This window comes from Ephemeroptericola cinctiostellae, from assembly GCF_003339525.1.
Lineage (GTDB): Bacteria > Pseudomonadota > Gammaproteobacteria > Burkholderiales > Burkholderiaceae > Hydromonas > Hydromonas cinctiostellae.
Genome location: NZ_CP031124.1, coordinates 1,518,715 through 1,543,490 on the forward strand (window position 1 = coordinate 1,518,715; position 24,776 = coordinate 1,543,490).

General features: G+C 47.7%; 10 protein-coding genes and 1 pseudogene. 5 read left to right on the forward strand and 6 right to left on the reverse strand.

The annotated features are described in order from the left end of the window. Positions 1-119 precede the first annotated feature (119 nt). Positions 120-464: a winged helix-turn-helix transcriptional regulator gene (locus DTO96_RS06920; RefSeq protein ID WP_114563961.1), complete on the reverse strand. Its 345-nt coding sequence runs from the start codon at positions 462-464 to the stop codon at positions 120-122. A 145-nt stretch (positions 465-609) separates the two neighbouring features. Between DTO96_RS06920 and DTO96_RS06925 the strand changes: the two genes are divergently transcribed. Continuing rightward, complete coding sequence (locus tag DTO96_RS06925) at positions 610-1,212, forward strand: nitroreductase family protein (RefSeq protein WP_114562829.1); 603 nt, start codon at positions 610-612, stop codon at positions 1,210-1,212. Between the two features lie 68 nt (positions 1,213-1,280). On the opposite strand, the gene gabD is transcribed toward DTO96_RS06925, so the two are convergent. Together gabD and gabT are read right to left on the reverse strand one after the other, a co-directional pair. Then, positions 1,281-2,735 carry an NADP-dependent succinate-semialdehyde dehydrogenase gene (gabD, locus tag DTO96_RS06930; RefSeq protein ID WP_114562830.1) on the reverse strand — a complete coding sequence of 485 codons (1,455 nt, stop codon included), beginning with the start codon at positions 2,733-2,735 and terminating at the stop codon, positions 1,281-1,283. Positions 2,736-2,895: 160 nt separating this feature from the next. Beyond that, positions 2,896-4,173, reverse strand: a complete 1,278-nt coding sequence (gene gabT / locus DTO96_RS06935; protein WP_114562831.1) for a 4-aminobutyrate--2-oxoglutarate transaminase — start codon at positions 4,171-4,173, stop codon at positions 2,896-2,898. A gap of 1,447 nt (positions 4,174-5,620) precedes the next feature. Between gabT and DTO96_RS13125 the strand changes: the two are divergent. After that, positions 5,621-5,740, forward strand: a pseudogene (locus tag DTO96_RS13125) (ESPR-type extended signal peptide-containing protein); the annotation flags it as partial. Positions 5,741-6,183: 443 nt separating this feature from the next. Here DTO96_RS13125 and DTO96_RS13025 read toward each other — a convergent pair. From DTO96_RS13025 to DTO96_RS13235, 3 genes are all read right to left on the reverse strand, one after another. After that, positions 6,184-6,513, reverse strand: coding sequence for a DNA-directed RNA polymerase II (locus DTO96_RS13025; protein WP_264080567.1), 330 nt, complete (start codon positions 6,511-6,513; stop codon positions 6,184-6,186). 66 nt (positions 6,514-6,579) lie between these two features. Then, the gene (locus DTO96_RS06955) at positions 6,580-6,864 is read right to left on the reverse strand and encodes a hypothetical protein (protein WP_114562833.1); all 285 of its coding nucleotides are present in this window, start codon (positions 6,862-6,864) and stop codon (positions 6,580-6,582) included. Positions 6,865-7,683: 819 nt separating this feature from the next. Beyond that, complete coding sequence (locus tag DTO96_RS13235; RefSeq protein WP_192879048.1) at positions 7,684-22,020, reverse strand: midas domain-containing protein; 14,337 nt, start codon at positions 22,018-22,020, stop codon at positions 7,684-7,686. Here DTO96_RS13235 and DTO96_RS13240 point away from each other — a divergent pair. The 3 genes from DTO96_RS13240 (at position 21,947) to DTO96_RS06975 (ending at position 24,774) form a co-directional block, all read left to right on the forward strand. Next, a complete protein-coding gene (locus DTO96_RS13240) occupies positions 21,947-22,639 on the forward strand; it encodes a YadA-like family protein (protein ID WP_192879049.1) in 693 nt (230 codons plus the stop codon). The two genes, DTO96_RS13235 and DTO96_RS13240, sit on opposite strands and share 74 nt — an antisense overlap. A gap of 146 nt (positions 22,640-22,785) precedes the next feature. Continuing rightward, positions 22,786-23,547, forward strand: coding sequence for an OmpA family protein (locus DTO96_RS06970; RefSeq protein WP_225972593.1), 762 nt, complete (start codon positions 22,786-22,788; stop codon positions 23,545-23,547). A gap of 408 nt (positions 23,548-23,955) precedes the next feature. Next, on the forward strand, positions 23,956-24,774 hold the full coding sequence (locus tag DTO96_RS06975) for a GspH/FimT family pseudopilin (RefSeq protein ID WP_114562837.1): 819 nt from the start codon (positions 23,956-23,958) through the stop codon (positions 24,772-24,774). Positions 24,775-24,776: the final 2 nt, after the last annotated feature.

A 24,776-nucleotide genomic window follows, 5' to 3' on the forward strand; every position in this document is an offset into this window, starting at 1 on the left:
GCATCATATCTTGAAAAACATGATGCACTTTGAAACAAATATTTGTTACGGAAAGCAAGCAGTCCGTGTTTGGCGTTGATTTTTTACAATTATTGACAAAAGCATGGTCATTTTCTAATTTATTTTCTAATTGTTTCTTCATAAAACTCACCCCAGCGTGTGAGCGTGTTAATAATGGGTCTTAGCGTTTGACCGATATCGGTTAAAGAGTATTCAACTTTTGGTGGGATTTGAGGGTAGATAACCCTCAAAATGATGCCATGCTCTTCTAATTCACGCAGCTGACGAGTTAACATGCGCTGGGTAATATTGGGAATCAATCTCGTCAACTCGTTGAAACGTTTAGTGCCTTGACTTAAATGATACAAAATCACACCTTTCCATTTTCCACCAATGACTTCTAGTGTTGCGCTCATGGAGCATTGTGTGTCGAGTTGCGAAGGTTTTTTTTTATTTTCTGTCATTTTTTCAGAGGGTTGTTTGAGTGAGAAATTGTGAATTGCAGTATACAAAATGTGTGTATCGGTCTTAAATGTGCATTCTATCATTTAATAAAGTAAGCGTTTATCATGCTGTTTCCATTGATACACAACAGAACAGGAGTTTTAAATGAATGTATTTCAAGCCATCAACGCGCGTCGTGCTGTTAAATCGTTTGACCCAAATCATCAGATGCCCGCAGATATTGAGCGTCAACTATTGGAGGCCGCACGATTGGCACCCACATCGTTTAATATTCAGCATTGGCGCTTTTTGCTACTTAAAGATGAACAGCAAAGAAAGCTGGTACGTGCAGCGGCATGGGATCAATCACAAATCACTGATGCCAGTTTGGTCATTGTCATTTGTGGGGATATTCAGGCATGGCAGGATCAGCCTGAACAATATTGGCGTAATTTTCCTGAAGAGCGGCAGGCATTCATGGTGAACATGCTTAAACAGTTTTATCACAATCAACCACAAAAGCAATACGATGAAGTGCTTCGTTCTATTGGTATTGCAGCGCAAACCCTCATGTTGTCAGCACAAGCTTTAGGTTATGAGTCTTGCCCGATGGTTGGTTTTGATGCGGACAAACTCGCGGAGTTAATCAAACTTCCTGAGCAACATAAAATTGGTATGATTGTTGCGATTGGTAAAGGCATACGGCCTGCGTTTCCGCGGGGTGGAGAGTTGCCTTATGATAAAGTGGTATTTGAAAATTGTTTTTAAAAGGATTGAATGAAAAAACCGCCGTTCAAATGAACGGCGGTTTTTTTGTTAACGAGTACAACAAAAGCTTACTTGTCCAATCCAGCCAAACAAGTGTATTTGATCGTCATGTAATCTTCAATGCCGTACTTTGAGCCTTCACGACCCAAACCTGATTGTTTTACACCGCCAAATGGGGCGATTTCAGTGGAGATCAGACCGCTGTTCACGCCGACCATGCCGTATTCGAGGGCTTCTGATACGCGGAAGATGCGGCCGATGTCACGGCTGAAGAAATACGATGCGAGGCCGAACTCGGTGTCATTGGCGTAACCGATGACTTCCTCTTCAGTCGAGAAGCGGAACAGTGGTGCCATGGGGCCGAATGTTTCTTCACGTGCAACAGCCATGTTTTGAGTCACATTGGTCAAAATGGTGGGTTCAAAAAATGAATGACCGAGCGCGTGGCGTTTACCGCCCAGTTTAATGGTCGCACCTTTGGCGATGGCATCAGCGATGTGTTCTTCAACTTTTTCCATGGCCTTTTCATCGATCATTGGGCCTTGGGTCACACCATCTTCAACGCCGTTACCGACTTTGAGTTTGCCTACGGCAATCGCTAATTTTTCAGCAAAAGCATCATACACACCATCTTGCACGTATAAACGATTTGCGCAAACGCAGGTTTGGCCCGCATTGCGGTATTTTGAAGCAATTGCGCCTTCGACGGCTGCATCGAGATCGGCATCATCAAAGACGATGAAAGGTGCGTTGCCGCCAAGTTCCATTGATACTTTTTTGACCGTTGGCGCACATTGTTCCATCAGCACGCGACCCACTTCAGTTGAACCTGTGAAAGTCAATTTGCGTACAGTTGGGTTTGATGTGAACTCTGCGCCGATAACACGTGATTTACCGGTGATGACTTGGAACACACCAGCAGGCACACCTGCACGGTGCGCCAACTCAGCCATGGCCAATGCAGAGAAGGGCGTTAAATCAGCTGGGCGGACAATCATCGGGCAGCCTGCAGCCATGGCGGGTGCCGCTTTACGCGTGATCATTGCATTTGGAAAGTTCCATGGCGTGATCGCCACGCACACACCAATTGGTTCTTTGGTGATCATGATGCGGCGATCGGCCATGTGCGATGGAATGTTTTCACCGTATACGCGTTTGCCTTCTTCAGCAAACCATTCGATGTACGATGCGCCATAGGCAATTTCACCTTTGGCTTCTGCCAAAGGCTTGCCTTGTTCTGCGGTCAAAATCATGGCCAAGTCGTCTTGGTTTTCCATCATCAGGTTGAACCATTTGCGCAAAATGGCTGAACGTTCTTTTGCCGTTTTTTTGCGCCATGCAGGCCAAGCGGCATTTGCATCCGCAATGGCTTTGGCTGTTTCAGTTTGACCAAGATGGGGAATGGTGCCGATGACTTCACCTGTGGCTGGGTTGGTCACAGTCATGGTGTCGCTGCCGCTGACCCATTCACCATTGAGGTAACATTGTTGCTTGAATAAACTTGGATCTTTAAGGTTTAACATAGTGAATCCTTTAAAAGAGATGCAAAGAGATGCAAAAAGATGCGCCTAAGAAAACTGCATGCATTGGCAGTGATCGTATGGCTGTAAAAGTAAAACGATAAACTGCAAGGCGGGCTTGTCGCCCGCCCTGTTAGAGTTCGATGAGTTAAAACAGCATTATTTAAGCTTTAGCTGCTTCAATCAGTACCGATTCCAAAATAGCCATGCCTTCGTCGAATACGCTGTCTTGAATGGTCAGAGGGAACAGGAAACGAATCACATTGGCATAAGTACCGCATGACAATAACAATAAGCCTTTATTTAAAGCCGCCACGCGTACTTTTTGTGTGAACTCTGGTGAAGGCAAGCCTGTCGCAGCATCAACAAATTCAACTGCATTCATCGCACCCGGGCCGCGCACGTCTGAAATTTGAGGCACTTGCGCACGTAAGTCATTTAAACGCGCTTTAAGCTTGTCGCCCAACACATTGGCACGGTCAAGTAAGTTTTCTGAGTCAATGATGTCCAATACTGCATGTGCAGAAGCCAAAGCCAAAGCATTGCCAGCATAAGTACCACCCAAACCGCCTGGTGCGGGTGCATCCATGATTTCAGTGCGACCGCACACGCCAGACAAAGGCATGCCACCCGCCAAACTTTTAGCAAAAGTGGTCAAGTCAGCTTGGACGTCATAATGCTCCATAGCAAACAATTTACCCGTACGGCCAAAACCTGTTTGAACTTCATCGGCGATCAACAAAATGCCATGTTCATCACACAACGCACGCAAAGCGCGCATGAACGATTGAGAAGCCATGTAAAAGCCGCCTTCGCCCTGAACAGGCTCAAGAATGATGGCTGCTACGCGTGTTGGCTCAATGTCGGCTTTAAATAAGTTTTGAATGGCTTTAAGTGAATCATTCTCAGTCACGCCGTGCGATTCGACTGGGAATGGTACATGGTAAATTTCTGAAGGGAATGGACCAAATCCGATTTTGTATGGTGCGACTTTACCTGTCAATGCCATGCCCATCATTGTGCGACCATGGAAACCACCCGTGAAAGCGATCACACCTGCACGACCTGTGGCGGCGCGTGCGATTTTGATCGCATTTTCAACGGCTTCTGCACCTGTGGTGAAAAAAGCAGTTTTCTTTGCGTGTGTGCCAGGTGTACGTGCATTTACTTTCTCAGCCAAAGACACATAGCTTTCGTATGGAACGATTTGGTAAGCGGTGTGTGTAAAACTATTCAATTGCTCTGTGATGGCAGCCACTTGTTTGGGGTGGCGATGACCTGTATTTAAAACAGCAATACCACCAGCGAAGTCGATGAAACGACGACCTTCAACATCCCATAATTCAGAGTTTTCTGCACGAGCGGCATAAAAATCAGTCATCACGCCAACACCGCGTGGTGTGGCAGCATTCTTGCGAGTTTGTAAATCAGCATTTGACATGAGGTTTCCTTGTGTGAATTAAAAAATCGTCACTTTATTAAAATGAAGTGACAAGTTTAAGCATGAATTATTACGTGATAAGTGAGTGAATTATCGTGTTAGAAGCTGTTTTGGTCAATAAAAATCCGTAATGGAGTGTTCGTCCATCGCCAATTGGTCTGAAAAACATGAGAGTTGCTTTGTGTAAACCTAGCCATTGTCTTGCTGTTTTGAGGTGATTTTTTTAATTGTCAAAAAAACAAGCCAATGAAATACAGGTGAAATGAAGTAAGTAAGCGTTTTGACTTGTAATTTAACATGTTGTTTGGCTTGATTTGAACAATAAAAATTAAGCCCAATAGAGGCCAATGCAAAAAAGCAAGAAGAGGGTTGTTAATTGTCTCTTTGATAAGTGGCGTACAAACGCAAGCAAAATGCGATTGAACATGCATTCATTGGCTTTTCTTCTGAGCCGCAATTGCTTCGATTCAAACATCCTGTCTGTTAATGGATTAAAAGCGATTGGAGGGGCAAATGCAACGATGCATTTTCGTATTTTACTTGCAAGCGGACAATCAGGATTGTTTTTCATTTTGCAAGCATTTTGTACTGAAAAAATGCAGTGTTGTTATTAAGTAGTTGTTTGTGTTTATTTTAAAAAACATATACATGTTTTTTTGCATTTTAAAATTGGTTGATTTTTATTTTATATTAAATTATTTGCTTTTTTAAGTGATTATTTTTTATTTATTGTGTTTTTTCATAAATATTGACTAATTGCGTGTTTTTTTTGCCCATTGTTGGATTTTGTTAATCCATTTTTTACATGTGGTTACATGGTTTTTATAGTAGTTTTATGTATCAAATATAGGTAAAATGAAAAGCAAACTGTATTTAAAAGGTGTGCAGCAGATAAAGGGCAAAAGTCGATAGGGTGCATCACTGGGCATTACAAAGCACACTTTATATAGATTGCCATTACGCTGATTGAGTATAAATTTTGTTTATTTAAACTCAGTAAAAAATGCAATGCGAAATATTTTAGGGATATCGTTAAATTGAGTCACCCAGCGTTTTGCATGATTCCAGAGTGAATTTATCCCATTCAAATAATTGCGATCGTTTTTTGGAATGTTTGAAGTTTATATTAGGTTTTTTCTCTTTGCTCTCAATAAATTGATACGCCTTTTAATGTGTTTGCTTTTTAAGACCCAAATTAATTGCGTACAGCCTTTAATGAATTATTTTAAATGATTGAGTGTTTTGTCTTGAAGCCTTGTTTTTTATTTAAAAATCAAAGTGCTATAGGTTTTATACATGTTGATCTTCGTTTTAAATTGATGTGATCACCTTGTTTTAACACGACAATCATTGACCTGAGTGTTGTTTTGGATGTTTTTTGAATCAAAGTTGACTGACTTTGATCGTTGCATTCCTTCGCATAACCATCTATTTTTAAGGAGTGGCTGTGAACTTGAATTTTCGTAGTGTTTTTAATGAGCAAACAGGGACATGGGTGGCAGTGTCTGAAATTGTCGCGGCAAAAGGCAAGCGCAGCCGCGCTGCTATGGTTGTTGCAGTCTCGACCTTAATTGGGTCAGCTCTGATGGGAAGTCAAGCACAGGCACAGCTGTTCTTAACAGAGTCAGTTACGCCAAGTCAAGGCAATACAGCTACGGCTGGGCTAGTGGGTCTCATAGAAGCCCATAATTACGATACCAACACAACGGTTGAAAGCACGTTCGGAGGCTATTCTAGCATAGTGGGTGGGGCTAATAACAAACTGCTAGGTAAGAGTGAAATCGTATTTGGTATGGGTAATACCGATGCTGCAGCCGTTGCTGACAGCGTAATTTACGGCGCTTATAATAAGAACTCTGGTGCGACGGACGCTGTCCAGATTGGCAATCTTAATGTTGTTAATAATGGCGGTGGCTTCGGTGGTGGTTCCAATATAACATTGGGTTCGGCGAATACTGCTGCGGGGTATTACGCGTATGCCCTTGGTACTTTTGCTAAAGCAAGCAATGATTATGCAATTGCATTTGGTACAGAAATTACAGCGGCAGGCTTAAATTCTATTGCGATGGGGCAAAATGCCCGAGCAACAGCGTCGGGAGCAATTGCGATTGGTAGTACGCCAGCCAATGCTTCAACAGGGCAATTTAAGTCTTCACAAGCGCAAGCGGCAACAGGTGTCAACTCAATTGCATTAGGGCAGTTGGATACAGCCAGCGGTGTGAGTGCTGTCGCAATAGGTACGAACTCAACTGCATCTGGTGATACATCCATCGCTTTCGGAAGTAATGCGTATGCCAATGCTGTGGGTAGTGTTGCGGTTGGCAAATCCTCAACCGCCATTGGTGTGGGTGCGATAGCAATGGGGGTGGAAGCCAGTGCTATGGGTGATAAATCGATTTCGATTGGTCAATCTGCGACAGCCGTTGGGATCGACGATACCGTCATTGGTACATCTGCTGGTACAGGCAGCGCGTCAACAAACAAAGACAACACCGCGGTGGGCTTCCTCGCAGGCCGCAGCGTATCGGGCGATGAAAATGCAGCACTTGGGCGTTCTACAGGTAACAATGTGACAGGCAGTGACAATACGGCTCTGGGGTCACGTGCGGGAAATAGTGTGTCGGGCTCCACCAATGTGTCTATTGGCTTTTTTGCGGGCCAATTTGTGACGGGTACATCAAACAATGCCATTGGTTACTATGCGGGTAATAATGTCAGCGGCGATACGAATGATGCCATTGGTTTTCAGGCAGGTCAAAAAGTAACTGGCGGTTCCAATGTGTCACTTGGCTTTCAAGCTGGTAACAGCGTCAGTGGTGGCGCCAACAATGCCATCGGCTTCCAATCGGGGATTAATGTATCTGGTGAGGGCAACAACTCACTTGGCCAATATGCAGGGCAAAGCGTGAGTGGCTGGAACAACACCAGTATTGGTAATGCTGCTGGAAAAAGTGTTAAAGGCAATGAGAATGTTGCCATTGGCTATGCGGCTGGCCAGAGCATTTCGGCATTTAGAACAAATGCCATAGGCTACAGTGCAACAGCCAGTAAAAATGATTCGATTGCCATCGGTACAGGTGCGATCGCTTCGGGCGTACAGTCCATCTCGATTGGGTATAAAAACAATGTGTCAGGTAATTTTTCTGGCGCCTTCGGTGATCCTTCTATTGTGATAGGCAGTCAATCTTATTCTGTTGGTAACAACAACTTAATTTTGGTCGATAACTCATTTGCCCTAGGTAATAATATTTCCATTATTTCTGCTGCTAACACGATCAACGGAAACGTCGTGCTCGGTAATTTGTCTGCTGACAAAGCGTATGCACAAGTCACCACGGGTACTGTAAGTGGCATCGTTTACAGCGGTTTTGCAGGAACAGCCAAGGGTGTTGTGTCTGTCGGCGCAGCAGGTGCTGAACGACAAGTGGTCAATGTTGCACCTGGTGCAGTTACGAGCACATCAACCGATGCCATTAACGGTTCCGAATTGTTCTACATTGCCAGTGGGCTTCAAAGTTCGATTGCATCCTTGTCAACCGCAACTTCAACAAGCATCAGCTCGGATAGAAGTGCAATTGCATCGCTTTCAAGTTTGACCTCAACGGGTTTGAGTTCAACCAACAGCGCAGTGGCTTCATTGTCCACTGTGACCTCAACGGGTTTGAGTTCAACCAACAGCGCAGTGGCTTCATTGTCAACCGCAACTTCAACAAGCATCAGCTCGGATAGAAGTGCAATTGCATCGCTTTCAAGCTTAACTTCAACAGGTTTGAGTTCAACTAACAGTGCGGTGGCATCATTATCGACTGTAACTTCAACGGGTCTGAGTTCAACCAACAGTGCAATGGCTTCATTGTCAACTGTGACTTCAACAGGTTTGAGCTCAACCAACAGTGCAATGGCTTCATTGTCAACTGTGACTTCAACAGGTCTGAGCTCAACCAACAGTGCAGTGGCATCGTTGTCAGCGGCATCGGGCAGTGCAGTGGCATCATTATCGACTGTGACTTCAACAGGCTTGAGTTCAACCAACAGCGCGGTGGCTTCATTGTCGACAGCAACTTCAACAGGTCTGAGCTCAACCAACAGTGCAGTGGCTTCATTATCGACTGTGACTTCAACAGGCTTGAGTTCAACCAACAGCGCAGTGGCTTCATTGTCCACTGTGACTTCAACAAGCATCAGCTCGGATAGAAGTGCAATTGCATCGCTTTCAAGTTTAACTTCAACAGGCTTGAGTTCAACTAACAGTGCGGTAGCTTCATTGTCGACGGTAACTTCAACAGGTTTGAGTTCAACCAGCAGTGCAGTGGCATCGTTGTCGACGGTAACTTCAACGGGTTTGAGTTCAACTAACAGCGCCGTGGCTTCATTGTCGACAGCAACTTCAACAAGCATCAGCTCGGATAGAAGTGCAATTGCATCACTTTCAAGTTTGACTTCAACGGGTTTGAGTTCAACCAACAGCGCAGTGTCCTCATTGTCGACTGTGACTTCAACGGGTTTGAGCTCAACCAGCAGTGCAGTGGCTTCATTGTCGACTGTGACTTCAACGGGTTTGAGTTCAACCAACAGCGCAGTGTCCTCATTGTCGACTGTGACTTCAACGGGTTTGAGCTCAACCAGCAGTGCAGTGGCTTCATTGTCGACTGTGACTTCAACGGGTTTGAGCTCAACCAACAGTGCAATGGCTTCGTTGTCGACAGTAACTTCAACAGGTTTGAGTTCAACCAGCAGTGCGGTGGCTTCATTGTCAACCGCAACTTCAACAAGCATCAGCTCGGATAGAAGTGCAATTGCATCGCTTTCAAGTTTAACTTCAACAGGCTTTAGCTCAACCAACAGCGCGGTGGCCTCATTGTCCACTGTGACTTCAACGGGTTTGAGCTCAACCAGCAGTGCGGTGTCCTCATTGTCCACTGTGACTTCAACGGGTCTGAGTTCAACCAACAGCGCCGTGGCATCGTTGTCGACAGCAACTTCAACAAGCATCAGCTCTGATAGAAGTGCAATTGCATCACTTTCAAGTTTGACTTCAACGGGTTTGAGTTCAACTAATAGCGCAGTGGCATCATTATCGACTGTAACTTCAACGGGTTTGAGCTCAACCAGCAGTGCAGTGGCTTCATTGTCGACTGTGACTTCAACGGGTTTGAGCTCAACCAACAGTGCAGTGGCATCATTATCGACTGTGACTTCAACAGGTTTGAGTTCAACCAGCAGTGCAGTGGCATCGTTGTCGACTGTAACTTCAACGGGTTTGAGTTCAACTAACAGCGCCGTGGCGTCATTGTCCACTGTGACTTCAACGGGTTTGAGCTCAACCAGCAGTGCAGTGGCTTCATTGTCGACTGTGACTTCAACGGGTTTGAGTTCAACCAACAGCGCAGTGTCCTCATTGTCGACTGTGACTTCAACGGGTTTGAGCTCAACCAGCAGTGCAGTGGCTTCATTGTCTACTGTGACTTCAACGGGTTTGAGCTCAACCAACAGTGCAATGGCTTCGTTGTCGACAGTAACTTCAACAGGTTTGAGCTCAACCAGCAGTGCGGTGGCTTCATTGTCGACTGTAACTTCAACGGGTTTGAGCTCAATCAACAGTGCAATGGCTTCGTTGTCGACAGTAACTTCAACAGGTTTGAGTTCAACCAGCAGTGCGGTGGCTTCATTGTCAACCGCAACTTCAACAAGCATCAGCTCGGATAGAAGTGCAATTGCATCGCTTTCAAGTTTAACTTCAACAGGCTTTAGCTCAACCAACAGCGCGGTGGCCTCATTGTCCACTGTGACTTCAACGGGTCTGAGTTCAACCAACAGCGCCGTGGCATCGTTGTCGACAGCAACTTCAACAAGCATCAGCTCTGATAGAAGTGCAATTGCATCACTTTCAAGTTTGACTTCAACGGGTTTGAGCTCAACCAACAGCGCGGTGGCATCATTATCGACTGTGACTTCAACAGGCTTTAGCTCAACCAGCAGTGCGGTGGCTTCATTGTCGACTGTAACTTCAACGGGTTTGAGCTCAATCAACAGTACAGTGGGATCATTATCGACAGCAACTTCAACAAGCATTAGCTCGGATCGAAGTGCAATTGCATCATTATCAACGTCAACATCAACTGGTTTGAGTTCGGCGAACAGCGCAATGGCCTCATTATCAACAGCAACAGGTAGCTCGGTCGCCTCGTTGTCAACTGTGACGTCAACAGGCTTGGGCGCTGTGGGTTCGGCCGTTGCATCATTGTCAACCGCGGCAGGCAGTTCTGTTGCCTCGTTGTCAACTGTGACGTCAACAGGCTTGAGCGCTGTGGGTTCGGCCGTTGCATCGTTGTCAACGGCAGCAGGTAGCTCAGTTGCCTCGTTGTCAACCTCGACCTCAACGGGATTGAGCACAGTTAACTCAACAATCGCATCGCTGTCAACAGCGGCAGGCAGTTCGATTGCATCGTTGTCAACGGCAGCAGGCAGTTCGGTTGCTTCATTGTCAACCGTGACGGGCAGTTCGATTGCATCATTGTCAACGGCAGCAGGCAGCTCGGTTGCTTCATTGTCAACCGTGACGGGTAGTTCGATTGCATCATTGTCAACGGCAGCAGGCAGTTCGGTTGCTTCGTTGTCAACAGTGACAGGCAGTTCGATTGCCTCGTTGTCAACGGCAGCAGGTAGCTCAGTTGCCTCGTTATCAACCTCGACCTCAGCGGGTTTGAGCACAGTTAATTCAACAATCGCATCGCTGTCAACGGCGGCAGGTAGTTCTGTTGCCTCGTTGTCAACCTTGACTTCAACAGGCTTCAGCACTGTGGATTCAACCGTGGCTTCATTGTCAACTTCGACTTCGACTGGCTTTAGCACTGTGGATTCAACCGTGGCTTCATTGTCAACTTCGACTTCGACAGGCTTCAGCACTGTGGATTCGACTGTGGCTTCGTTGTCAACCGCAGCGGGTAGTTCGGTTGCATCGTTGTCGACTTCAACTTCAACAGGCTTCAGCACTGTGGATTCAACCGTGGCTTCATTGTCAACTTCGACTTCGACAGGCTTGAGTACTGTGGATTCGACTGTGGCTTCGTTGTCAACAGCGGCAGGCAGTTCGGTTGCATCATTGTCGACTTCGACTTCAACAGGCTTCAGCACTGTAGATTCAGCAGTGGCTTCGTTGTCAACATCGACTTCGACAGGCTTCAGCACTGTGGATTCAACCGTGGCTTCGTTGTCGACTTCGACTTCGACAGGCTTCAGCACTGTGGATTCAGCCGTGGCTTCATTGTCAACTTCGACTTCGACTGGCTTCAGTACGGTTGATTCAACAGTGGCTTCATTGTCAACTTCGACTTCAACAGGTTTGAGCACCGTTGATTCGGCGGTGGCTTCGTTGTCAACCGCAGCGGGTAGTTCGGTTGCTTCGTTGTCGACTTCGACTTCGACAGGCTTCAGCACTGTGGATTCGACTGTGGCTTCGTTGTCAACCGCAGCGGGTAGTTCGGTTGCATCGTTGTCGACTTCAACTTCAACAGGCTTCAGCACTGTGGATTCAGCCGTGGCTTCGTTGTCGACTTCGACTTCGACTGGTTTGAGCACCGTTGATTCCGCGGTGGCTTCGTTGTCAACCGTAGCGGGTAGTTCGGTTGCCTCGTTGTCGACTTCGACTTCGACTGGTTTGAGCACCGTTGATTCCGCGGTGGCTTCGTTGTCAACCGCAGCGGGTAGTTCGGTTGCATCGTTGTCGACTTCAACTTCAACAGGCTTCAGCACTGTGGATTCAACCGTGGCTTCATTGTCAACTTCGACTTCAACAGGTTTGAGCACCGTTGATTCGGCGGTGGCTTCGTTGTCAACCGCAGCGGGTAGTTCGGTTGCTTCATTGTCAACTTCGACTTCGACTGGCTTTAGCACTGTGGATTCAGCCGTGGCTTCGTTGTCGACTTCGACTTCGACAGGCTTCAGTACGGTGGATTCGACTGTGGCTTCGTTGTCGACTTCGACTTCGACAGGCTTCAGTACTGTGGATTCAACCGTTGCTTCATTGTCAACTTCGACTTCGACAGGCTTGAGTACTGTGGATTCGACTGTGGCTTCGTTGTCAACAGCGGCAGGCAGTTCGGTTGCATCATTGTCGACTTCGACTTCAACAGGCTTCAGCACTGTAGATTCAGCAGTGGCTTCGTTGTCAACATCGACTTCGACAGGCTTCAGCACTGTGGATTCAACCGTGGCTTCATTGTCAACTTCGACTTCGACAGGCTTCAGCACTGTGGATTCAGCCGTGGCTTCATTGTCAACTTCGACTTCGACTGGCTTCAGTACGGTTGATTCAGCAGTGGCTTCGTTGTCGACTTCGACTTCGACTGGCTTTAGCACGGTGGATTCAGCAGTGGCTTCGTTGTCGACTTCGACTTCGACAGGCTTCAGCACTCTGGATTCAACCGTGGCTTCATTGTCGACTTCGACTTCAACAGGCTTCAGCACCGTTGATTCGACTGTGGCTTCATTGTCGACTTCGACTTCGACAGGCTTGAGTACTGTGGATTCAACCGTGGCTTCATTGTCAACATCGACTTCGACAGGCTTCAGCACTGTGGATTCGACTGTGGCTTCGTTGTCAACCGCAGCGGGTAGTTCGGTTGCTTCGTTGTCGACTTCGACTTCGACAGGATTCAGCACTGTGGATTCAGCCGTGGCTTCATTGTCGACTTCGACTTCGACAGGCTTGAGTACTGTGGATTCGACGGTGGCTTCGTTGTCGACTTCGACTTCGACAGGCTTCAGTACGGTTGATTCAACAGTGGCTTCATTGTCGACTTCGACTTCGACAGGCTTCAGTACGGTTGATTCAACCGTGGCTTCGTTGTCAACCGCAGCGGGTAGTTCGGTTGCTTCGTTGTCGACTTCGACTTCGACAGGATTCAGCACTGTGGATTCAGCCGTGGCTTCATTGTCGACTTCGACTTCGACAGGCTTGAGTACTGTGGATTCGACGGTGGCTTCGTTGTCGACTTCGACTTCGACAGGCTTCAGTACGGTTGATTCAACAGTGGCTTCATTGTCGACTTCGACTTCGACAGGCTTCAGTACGGTTGATTCAACCGTGGCTTCGTTGTCAACTTCGACTTCAACAGGTTTGAGCACCGTTGATTCCGCGGTGGCTTCGTTGTCAACCGCAGCGGGTAGTTCGGTTGCATCGTTGTCGACTTCAACTTCAACAGGCTTCAGCACTGTGGATTCAACCGTGGCTTCATTGTCAACTTCGACTTCGACAGGCTTGAGTACTGTGGATTCGACTGTGGCTTCGTTGTCAACAGCGGCAGGCAGTTCGGTTGCATCATTGTCGACTTCGACTTCAACAGGCTTCAGCACTGTAGATTCAGCAGTGGCTTCGTTGTCGACTTCGACTTCGACAGGCTTCAGTACGGTGGATTCGACTGTGGCTTCGTTGTCAACCGCAGCGGGTAGTTCGGTTGCTTCGTTGTCGACTTCGACTTCGACAGGATTCAGCACTGTGGATTCAGCCGTGGCTTCATTGTCGACTTCGACTTCGACAGGCTTGAGTACTGTGGATTCGACGGTGGCTTCGTTGTCGACTTCGACTTCGACAGGCTTCAGTACGGTTGATTCAACAGTGGCTTCATTGTCGACTTCGACTTCGACAGGCTTCAGTACGGTTGATTCAACCGTGGCTTCGTTGTCAACTTCGACTTCAACAGGCTTGAGCACCGTTGATTCAGCTGTGGCTTCGTTGTCGACTTCCACTTCGACAGGCTTCAGCACTGTGGATTCAACAGTGGCATCATTGTCGACTTCGACTTCGACAGGCTTCAGCACTCTGGATTCGACCGTGGCTTCATTGTCAACTTCGACTTCGACTGGCTTCAGTACGGTTGATTCAACAGTGGCTTCGTTGTCGACTTCAACTTCGACAGGTTTGAGCACCGTTGATTCCGCGGTGGCTTCGTTGTCAACCGCAGCGGGTAGTTCGGTTGCATCGTTGTCGACTTCAACTTCAACAGGCTTCAGCACTGTGGATTCAACCGTGGCTTCATTGTCAACTTCGACTTCGACAGGCTTGAGTACTGTGGATTCGACTGTGGCTTCGTTGTCAACAGCGGCAGGCAGTTCGGTTGCATCATTGTCGACTTCGACTTCAACAGGCTTCAGCACTGTAGATTCAGCAGTGGCTTCGTTGTCGACTTCGATTTCGACTGGCTTCAGTACGGTTGATTCAACAGTGGCTTCATTGTCAACTTCGACTTCAACAGGTTTGAGCACCGTTGATTCCGCGGTGGCTTCGTTGTCAACCGCAGCGGGTAGTTCGGTTGCTTCGTTGTCGACTTCGACTTCGACAGGCTTCAGCACTGTGGATTCGACTGTGGCTTCGTTGTCAACAGCGGCAGGCAGTTCGGTTGCCTCGTTGTCGACTTCGACTTCGACTGGTTTGAGCACCGTTGATTCCGCGGTGGCTTCGTTGTCAACCGCAGCGGGTAGTTCGGTTGCATCGTTGTCGACTTCAACTTCGACAGGCTTGAGTACTGTGGATTCGACTGTGGCTTCGTTGTCAACAGCGGCAGGCAGTTCGGTTGCATCATTGTCGACTTCGACTTCAACAGGCTTCAGCACTGTAGATTCAGCCGTGGCTTCATTGTCGACTTCGACTTCGACTGGCTTCAGTACGGTTGATTCAACAGTGGCTTCATTGTCAACTTCGACTTCAACAGGTTTGAGCACCGTTGATTCGGCGGTGGCTTCGTTGTCAACCGCAGCGGGTAGTTCGGTTGCTTCATTGTCAACTTCGACTTCGACTGGCTTCAGTACGGTTGATTCAACAGTGGCTTCATTGTCAACTTCGACTTCAACAGGTTTGAGCACCGTTGATTCGGCGGTGGCTTCGTTGTCAACCGCAGCGGGTAGTTCGGTTGCATCGTTGTCGACTTCAACTTCAACAGGCTTCAGCACTGTGGATTCAACCGTGGCTTCATTGTCAACTTCGACTTCGACAGGCTTGAGTACTGTGGATTCGACTGTGGCTTCGTTGTCAACAGCGGCAGGCAGTTCGGTTGCATCATTGTCGACTTCGACTTCAACAGGCTTCAGTACGGTGGATTCGACTGTGGCTTCGTTGTCAACAGCGGCAGGCAGTTCGGTTGCCTCGTTGTCGACTTCGACTTCGACTGGTTTGAGCACCGTTGATTCCGCGGTGGCTTCGTTGTCAACCGCAGCGGGTAGTTCGGTTGCATCGTTGTCGACTTCAACTTCAACAGGCTTCAGCACTGTGGATTCAACCGTGGCTTCATTGTCAACTTCGACTTCGACAGGCTTGAGTACTGTGGATTCGACTGTGGTTTCGTTGTCAACAGCGGCAGGCAGTTCGGTTGCATCATTGTCGACTTCGACTTCAACAGGCTTCAGCACTGTAGATTCAGCAGTGGCTTCGTTGTCGACTTCGACTTCGACAGGCTTCAGTACGGTGGATTCGACTGTGGCTTCGTTGTCAACAGCGGCAGGCAGTTCGGTTGCATCATTGTCGACTTCGACTTCAACAGGCTTCAGCACTGTCGATTCAACAGTGGCATCATTGTCGACTTCGACTTCGACAGGCTTCAGTACGGTGGATTCGACTGTGGCTTCGTTGTCGACTTCGACTTCGACAGGCTTCAGTACTGTGGATTCAACCGTGGCTTCATTGTCAACTTCGACTTCGACAGGCTTGAGTACTGTGGATTCGACTGTGGCTTCGTTGTCAACAGCGGCAGGCAGTTCGGTTGCCTCGTTGTCGACTTCGACTTCGACTGGTTTGAGCACCGTTGATTCCGCGGTGGCTTCGTTGTCAACCGCAGCGGGTAGTTCGGTTGCATCGTTGTCGACTTCAGCTTCAACAGGCTTCAGTACGGTTGATTCAACAGTAGCATCGTTGTCAACGTCAACTTCGACAGGCTTGAGCACTGTGGATTCAGCAGTGGCTTCGTTGTCGACTTCAACCTCAACAGGTTTGAGTACCGTTGATTCTGCTGTTGCATCATTGTCAACGTCAACTTCGACAGGTTTGAGCACGGTGGATTCAGCTGTGGCTTCGTTGTCGACTTCGACTTCAACGGGTTTGAGCACGGTGGATTCAACCGTGGCATCATTGTCGACTTCAACTTCAACAGGCTTCAGTACGGTTGATTCAACAGTGGCTTCGTTGTCAACGTCAACTTCGACAGGCTTGAGCACCGTTGATTCAGCAGTGGCTTCGTTGTCAACTTCGACTTCAACAGGCTTGAGTACTGTGGATTCAACCGTGGCATCGTTGTCGACTTCAACTTCGACAGGCTTGAGCACTGTGGATTCAGCTGTGGCTTCGTTGTCGACATCGACTTCGACAGGTTTGAGCACCGTTGATTCGGCTGTGGCTTCATTGTCGACATCGACTTCGACAGGCTTTAGCACTGTGGATTCAACGGTGGCTTCATTGTCGACTTCGACTTCAACAGGCTTCAGTACGGTAGACAGCTCGATTGCATCGTTGTCGACATCGACTTCAACAGGCTTCAGTACCGTGGATTCAACCGTGGCATCATTGTCGACTTCGACTTCAACAGGCTTCAGTACCGTGGATTCAACCGTGGCATCATTGTCGACTTCGACTTCAACAGGCTTCAGCACTGTAGATTCAGCAGTGGCTTCATTGTCGACATCGACTTCAACAGGCTTCAGCACTGTGGATTCAACAGTGGCATCATTGTCGACTTCAACTTCGACAGGCTTGAGTACTGTGGATTCGACTGTGGCTTCGTTGTCAACCGCAGCGGGTAGTTCGGTTGCATCATTGTCAACTTCGACTTCAACAGGCTTCAGCACTGTGGATTCAACAGTGGCATCATTGTCGACTTCAACTTCGACAGGCTTGAGTACTGTGGATTCGACTGTGGCTTCGTTGTCAACCGCAGCGGGTAGTTCGGTTGCATCATTGTCAACTTCGACTTCAACAGGCTTTAGCTCTGTCGATTCAACAGTGGCATCATTGTCGACTTCAACTTCAACAGGCTTCAGCACTGTAGATTCAGCCGTGGCTTCGTTGTCGACTTCGACTTCGACAGGCTTTAGCACTGTGGATTCAACAGTGGCATCATTGTCGACTTCAACTTCGACAGGCTTGAGTACTGTGGATTCGACTGTGGCTTCGTTGTCAACCGCAGCGGGTAGTTCGGTTGCATCATTGTCAACTTCGACTTCAACAGGCTTTAGCTCTGTCGATTCAACAGTGGCATCATTGTCGACTTCGACTTCAACAGGCTTCAGCACTGTAGATTCAGCAGTGGCTTCGTTGTCAACATCGACTTCGACAGGCTTTAGCACCGTTGATTCAGCCGTGGCTTCGTTGTCGACTTCAACTTCGACAGGCTTGAGCACTGTGGATTCAGCCGTGGCTTCATTGTCAACGTCAACTTCAACAGGCTTTAGCACTGTCGATTCAACAGTTGCTTCGTTATCGACTTCAACTTCAACAGGCTTTAGCACTGTCGATTCAACAGTTGCTTCGTTATCGACTTCAACTTCAACAGGCTTTAGCACTGTCGATTCAACAGTTGCTTCGTTATCGACTTCAACTTCAACAGGCTTTAGCACTGTCGATTCAACAGTTGCTTCGTTATCGACTTCAACTTCAACAGGCTTTAGCACTGTCGATTCAACAGTTGCTTCGTTATCGACTTCAACTTCAACAGGCTTTAGCACTGTCGATTCAACAGTTGCTTCGTTATCGACTTCAACTTCAACAGGCTTTAGCACTGTCGATTCAACAGTTGCTTCGTTATCGACTTCAACTTCAACAGGCTTTAGCACTGTCGATTCAACAGTTGCTTCGTTATCGACTTCAACTTCGACAGGCTTGAGCACTGTCGATTCAACAGTGGCTTCATTGTCGACATCGACTTCAACAGGCTTCAGCACTGTGGATTCAACAGTGGCTTCGTTGTCAACTTCGACTTCGACTGGCTTTAGTACTGTGGATTCAGCAGTGGCTTCGTTGTCAACGTCAACTTCAACAGGCTTCAGCACTGTTGATTCAGCAGTGGCTTCGTTATCGACTTCAACTTCAACAGGCTTGAGTACTGTGGATTCGACTGTGGCTTCGTTGTCAACGTCAACTTCGACAGGCTTCAGCACTGTGGATTCAACAGTGGCTTCGTTGTCAACTTCGACTTCGACTGGCTTTAGTACTGTGGATTCAGCAGTGGCTTCGTTGTCGACTTCGACTTCGACAGGCTTGAGTACTGTGGATTCGACAGTGGCTTCGTTGTCAACGTCAACTTCGACAGGCTTCAGTACGGTAGATAGCTCGATTGCATCGTTGTCGACTTCAACTTCGACAGGCTTCAGCACTGTGGATTCAACAGTGGCTTCATTGTCAACATCGACTTCAACAGGCTTCAACACTGTGGATTCAGCCGTGGCATCATTGTCGACTTCGACTTCAACAGGTTTGAGTACTGTGGATTCAACAGTGGCTTCGTTGTCAACTTCGACTTCGACTGGCTTTAGTACTGTGGATTCAGCAGTGGCTTCGTTGTCGACTTCGACTTCGACAGGCTTGAGTACTGTGGATTCGACAGTGGCTTCGTTGTCAACGTCAACTTCGACAGGCTTCAGTACGGTAGATAGCTCGATTGCATCGTTGTCGACTTCAACTTCGACAGGCTTCAGCACTGTGGATTCAACAGTGGCTTCATTGTCAACATCGACTTCAACAGGCTTCAGCACTGTGGATTCAGCCGTGGCTTCATTGTCGACTTCGACTTCAACAGGCTTTAGCACTGTGGATTCAACAGTGGCTTCATTGTCAACTTCAACTTCAACAGGCTTGAGTTCTGTGGATTCGACCGTGGCTTCGTTGTCAACAGTGACGGGTAGTTCGATTGCTTCATTGTCGACTGCGGTGTCTACGATGGCTTCGACGACCTTGAGTGTGGCGAACAGCTCGATTGCTTCGTTGTCAACTTCGACTTCAACGGGTTTCAGCACTGTGGACTCAACCGTGGCTTCGTTGTCAACTTCGACTTCAACAGGCTTCAGCACTGTGGATTCAACAGTGGCTTCGTTGTCAACTTTGACTTCAACGGGTTTCAGCGCAGTTGATTCAACAGTGGCTTCGTTGTCGACCTCGACTTCAACAGGTTTAAGTACTGTGGATTCGAGTGTGGCTTCGTTGTCAACAGCAGCCGGCAGTTCAGTTGCTTCGTTGTCAACGTCAACTTCAACTGGTTTGAGCTCGGTGGATTCGGCAGTGGCTTCATTGTCAACAGTGACGGGTAGCTCGATTGCTTCATTGTCGACTGCGGTGTCTACGATGGCTTCGACGACCTTGAGTGTGGCGAACAGTTCGATTGCTTCGTTGTCGACCTCGACTTCAACAGGTTTAAGTACTGTGGATTCGAGTGTGGCTTCATTGTCAACGTCAACGTCAACTGGTTTGAGCACGGTGGATTCGGCAGTGGCTTCATTGTCAACAGTGACGGGTAGCTCGATTGCTTCATTGTCGACTGCGGTGTCTACGATGGCTTCGACGACCTTGAGTGTGGCGAACAGTTCGATTGCTTCGTTGTCAACTTCGACTTCAACGGGTTTCAGTACAGTTGATTCAACAGTGGCTTCGTTGTCGACCTCGACTTCAACAGGTTTAAGTACTGTGGATTCGAGTGTGGCTTCGTTGTCAACAGTGACGGGTAGTTCGATTGCTTCATTGTCGACTGCGGTGTCTACGATGGCTTCGACGACCTTGAGTGTGGCGAACAGTTCGATTGCTTCGTTGTCGACCTCGACTTCAACAGGTTTAAGTACTGTGGATTCGAGTGTGGCTTCGTTGTCAACAGCAGCCGGCAGTTCAGTTGCTTCGTTGTCAACTTCGACTTCAACAGGCTTCAGCACTGTGGATTCAACAGTGGCTTCGTTGTCAACGTCAACTTCAACTGGTTTGAGCACGGTGGATTCGGCAGTGGCTTCGTTGTCAACATCGACTTCAACGGGTTTCAGTACAGTTGATTCAACAGTGGCTTCGTTGTCGACCTCGACTTCAACAGGTTTAAGTACTGTGGATTCGAGTGTGGCTTCATTGTCAACGTCAACGTCAACTGGTTTGAGCACGGTGGATTCAGCTGTGGCTTCGTTGTCAACATCGACAGGCAGTTCGGTCGCTTCATTGTCGACTGCGGTGTCTACGATGGCTTCAACGACCTTGAGTGTGGCGAACAGTTCGATTGCTTCGTTGTCAACATCGACTTCAACGGGTTTCAGTACAGTTGATTCAACAGTGGCTTCGTTGTCGACCTCGACTTCAACAGGTTTAAGTACTGTGGATTCGAGTGTGGCTTCATTGTCAACGTCAACGTCAACTGGTTTGAGCACGGTGGATTCAGCTGTGGCTTCGTTGTCAACATCGACAGGCAGTTCGGTCGCTTCATTGTCGACTGCGGTGTCTACGATGGCTTCAACGACCTTGAGTGTGGCGAACAGTTCGATTGCTTCGTTGTCAACTTCGACGTCAACGGGTTTCAGTACAGTTGATTCAACAGTGGCTTCGTTGTCAACGTCAACTTCAACTGGTTTGAGCACGGTGGATTCGGCAGTGGCTTCATTGTCAACAGTGACGGGTAGTTCGATTGCTTCATTGTCGACTGCGGTGTCTACGATGGCTTCGACGACCTTGAGTGTGGCGAACAGTTCGATTGCTTCGTTGTCAACTTCGACTTCAACGGGTTTCAGTACAGTTGATTCAACAGTGGCTTCGTTGTCGACCTCGACTTCAACAGGTTTAAGTACTGTGGATTCGAGTGTGGCTTCGTTGTCAACAGCAGCCGGCAGTTCAGTTGCTTCGTTGTCAACTTCGACTTCAACAGGCTTCAGCACTGTGGATTCAACAGTGGCTTCGTTGTCAACGTCAACGTCAACTGGTTTGAGCACGGTGGATTCAGCTGTGGCTTCGTTGTCAACAGTGACGGGTAGTTCGATTGCTTCATTGTCGACTGCGGTGTCTACGATGGCTTCGATGACCTTGAGTGTGGCGAACAGTTCGATTGCTTCGTTGTCAACTTCGACTTCAACGGGTTTGAGCACGGTGGATTCAGCTGTGGCTTCATTGTCAACAGTGACGGGTAGTTCGATTGCTTCATTGTCGACTGCGGTGTCTACGATGGCTTCAACAACCTTGAGTGTGGCGAACAGTTCGATTGCTTCGTTGTCAACTTCGACTTCAACGGGTTTCAGTACCGTTGATTCAACAGTGGCTTCATTGTCGACTTCGACTTCGACAGGCTTGAGTTCCGTGAATTCTGCGGTGGCTTCATTGTCGACGACCGTTTCAGCAATGGCTTCGACCACTTTGAGTACGGCGAATAGCACAATTGCTTCGTTGTCGACGGTGACGGGCAGTTCGATTGCTTCGTTGTCAACTTCGACTTCAACGGGTTTCAGCACGGTTGATTCAACAGTGGCTTCGTTGTCAACTTCGACTTCGACAGGCTTGAGTTCGGTGAATTCTGCGGTGGCTTCATTGTCGACGACCGTTTCAGCGATGGCTTCGACCACTTTGAGTACGGCGAATAGTACAATTGCTTCGTTGTCGACGGTGACGGGCAGCTCGATTGCTTCGTTGTCGACAGTGACAGGTAGTTCGATCGCTTCGTTGTCAACGGTGGTGTCTTCGATGGCTTCAACGACTTTGAGCACTTCGAACAGTTCGATTGCTTCGTTGTCGACGGTGACGGGCAGTGCTATTGCGTCGTTGTCAACTTTGACTTCGACTGGCTTGAGCTCGACCAACAGTGCGGTGGCTTCGTTGTCTACTTCGGTGTCTTCTTTGTCAACGACGGTGAATGTCATTAACAATGCAGGTACGAAGTATTTCCAAGCCAATTCAACGGAGGCGGGCGCGCAGGCTGTGGGCAATAACTCGGTGGCGATTGGTCCTAATTCGGTGGCGAATGGTGACAGTTCAGTGGCTATGGGCAATGGGGCTGTGACCACGACCAGTGCGACCAATTCGTTGGCGATGGGTACGAGCGCGACGGCTTCGGCGGCTAATTCTGTGGCTTTGGGTTCGAATTCAGTGGCCAATGAGGCCAATACGGTATCGGTCGGTTCTGCGGGCAGTGAACGTCGAATCACCAATGTGGCTGAAGGCGTAAACGGCACGGATGCGGTGAATGTGAATCAGTTGAAAGGTATGGGCAGTGTAATCAATGCAAAAATTGATGGTTTGGATAACAAATTGTCTGCGGGTGTTGCATCAGCGATTGCATTACAAGCACCTGCATTGATTGTTCCCGGTAAAACGACAGTCAGAGCAGGGGTCGGTTACTTTAGAGGTCAAACAGCGATGGGTGTTTCTGTACGACAAACGGCTGATAATGGTCGATGGAGTTTAACTGGCGGTGTATCTGCAAGCAAAGGCGGTGTTGCTGCGGGAGCAGGTGTTGAATGGGTGATGGGTAAAGATTGATGAGTAAAAACTCATGGGTAAAAGGGTGGGCGTCTGTGTTTACCCTTTGACCCGCTTTAAAAAATCACCTTTCAGCAAAAAATACTGAGGATAAAATGAAAAAATATGTAAATAATGCAGCAAAAGCAATCACATTCTGTGGTTTCATGTTATCGACAACAGTTCAAGCGGCGCCTCCATCTCCTTGGCATAATGGCTTGGGTGTTGTTGAGTTTCCAAAAATCAGTGATTCACATTTTCAACATCCGAGTGTAATCGATCTTGACACCCTAAATCTTGTCGATGCCAATATGAGTAAATGGCAAATTGTTAAACTGATTGGACGGCCACATTTTGATGAAGGGGCTTTTTCTGAAACCGCATGGGATTATGTCTTTCGTTTTAAGCAAGACGATGGCAGCTACAAAACATGTCAATATCAAATTCATTTTGAGAGAGACGATCGCAGGCAGTTTTTGACGAACAAAGAGATGTACAGCACTTGCGCACCTGTTGTTAAGGATGTAACACAACCTAAAATGATTGCTTTATCAGCCGATGCTTTGTTCGCATTTGCAGGTGGGGCGTTAAAGGACTTAAATCCAAAAGGGCGGGCTGAACTTGATAATGTCGGCAATATGATCGCTGAAACTTATCGGGTGGTGTCATCCATCAAAGTTGTAGGGCATACCGATCGATTGGGCTCAGAAACATCGAATGCTAAGTTGTCACAACAGCGCGCCGACACAGTTCGTTCTTATTTGATCAGCCGAGGCGTATCGAGTGAATTGATCAGCACCAAAGGTATGGGCATGTCACAACCGATTTTTTCTTGTTCTGATGGCTTAAGGCGCGCTCAATTGATTGAATGTTTGGGGCCCAATCGACGTGTCACCATTCAAATTGATGGTGAGCAACGGGTGCGGTAGCAGATAGATATTTTATGACTCATCAAAAAAAATGGCACTTGGGGTGCCATTTTTTTGACATGTTTTTCTGTGTCTTTAGGTGGGGCGAAGTGATTTTTTGTGTGGCTTAACCAAATGATATGTGATACGTAAATATACTTAAAATAACTACACTTCTTGCTTAAGTTATAATAAAATAATAATAAAGGGTCTGAAAGCCTAAGCTGTTTAAAAAAAATTTTACTTTAAAAAATATTTAAAACTAAAATCAACAGGTTATGCCGTTCTGCCAGATTTTTTAATAGTAAAGCAACTCAAGATGATGTCGTTTAGATAAAATAAACTATATCAATTGAGTGCCCTAAAATGAATGTGTGATAAAGTTCACACAGTGCAAAGATGGACATTTTTTCAAGGTGAAATGGATAGATGTTTAGATTTTTCTATCAAATATGCCATACAACTAGTGATTTACCGCATGCTTCTGTGCGGGCAAAGTTATGGCATCGCTTTTTACGGTCAAAACGAATTTGTTCAAGGAAACAAGGCGGTTTCACGGCTTTAGAAATGACAGTGGTGTTGGCCATTGTTGCAATCATGTCTTCTTTGGCTATTCCACGCCTGCAAGGGGTTTCTGCGCAAAGAAATGTCGATGTGATGGCCAGTGAAATCGCTCAACAGATGGAAGCAGCCAGAATATACGCCCAAAGTCATTCGGTGGTCGTGACGGGTTGCCCCGTTAATGTTGCTGATTTAAGTGGTTTCGCCCCACCCACATGTCTCAATTTAAATAATACTGCCAATTGGAGCGCTTGGGTTTGGATGGCGCCCGTGGGTGTGGATGGTGTTAACTCTATTATCATGCGCAGTGAGGCGGCTCCTGCTTCGGTTAATATGGTTTCAGATCGAAGCACCATCACTTTTGATCGAAAAGGAATTGCGAATGGCTCAAATTTGACAATAAAAGTGACATCCGCTCAAGCTCAAACACCTCAACAGGTTGTTTTGGCATCCTCTGGTCGCATCACCTTGAGTACCAATGTGATGGCCCCCGCAAGCAATACTACATTAGCTAGCACCACAGCAGCAGTGTTGCCAACGTTAACAATGGACACATCCACCACAAGTTCAACATCGGCGCTCTCATCCTCAACCGTATTCACAACCGAGTCGACGCCTGCTGTATTGCTACCAGCTCCGCCGGTTGGGGTGTCCGTGACAGCAGCTGCGGCGGCACCTGCGCAATGATG

What these genes read in the sequence shown, in the direction of transcription:
- DTO96_RS13025 (WP_264080567.1), bottom strand. Translation starts at nt 6,513, where the DNA reads ATGGCGGTTGAGGATTTGCCAACCGCAACACTACCCACAGCATTGGCA.
- DTO96_RS06955 (WP_114562833.1), bottom strand. Translation starts at nt 6,864, where the DNA reads ATGGCATTGTTTGATGTACCCGTCACAAATTGGCCCGCAAAAAAGCCA.
- DTO96_RS06970 (WP_225972593.1), top strand. Translation starts at nt 22,786, where the DNA reads ATGTTATCGACAACAGTTCAAGCGGCGCCTCCATCTCCTTGGCATAAT.
- DTO96_RS06925 (WP_114562829.1), top strand. Translation starts at nt 610, where the DNA reads ATGAATGTATTTCAAGCCATCAACGCGCGTCGTGCTGTTAAATCGTTT.
- DTO96_RS13235 (WP_192879048.1), bottom strand. Translation starts at nt 22,020, where the DNA reads ATGACATTCACCGTCGTTGACAAAGAAGACACCGAAGTAGACAACGAA.
- gabT (WP_114562831.1), bottom strand. Translation starts at nt 4,173, where the DNA reads ATGTCAAATGCTGATTTACAAACTCGCAAGAATGCTGCCACACCACGC.
- DTO96_RS06975 (WP_114562837.1), top strand. Translation starts at nt 23,956, where the DNA reads ATGTTTAGATTTTTCTATCAAATATGCCATACAACTAGTGATTTACCG.
- DTO96_RS06920 (WP_114563961.1), bottom strand. Translation starts at nt 464, where the DNA reads ATGACAGAAAATAAAAAAAAACCTTCGCAACTCGACACACAATGCTCC.
- gabD (WP_114562830.1), bottom strand. Translation starts at nt 2,735, where the DNA reads ATGTTAAACCTTAAAGATCCAAGTTTATTCAAGCAACAATGTTACCTC.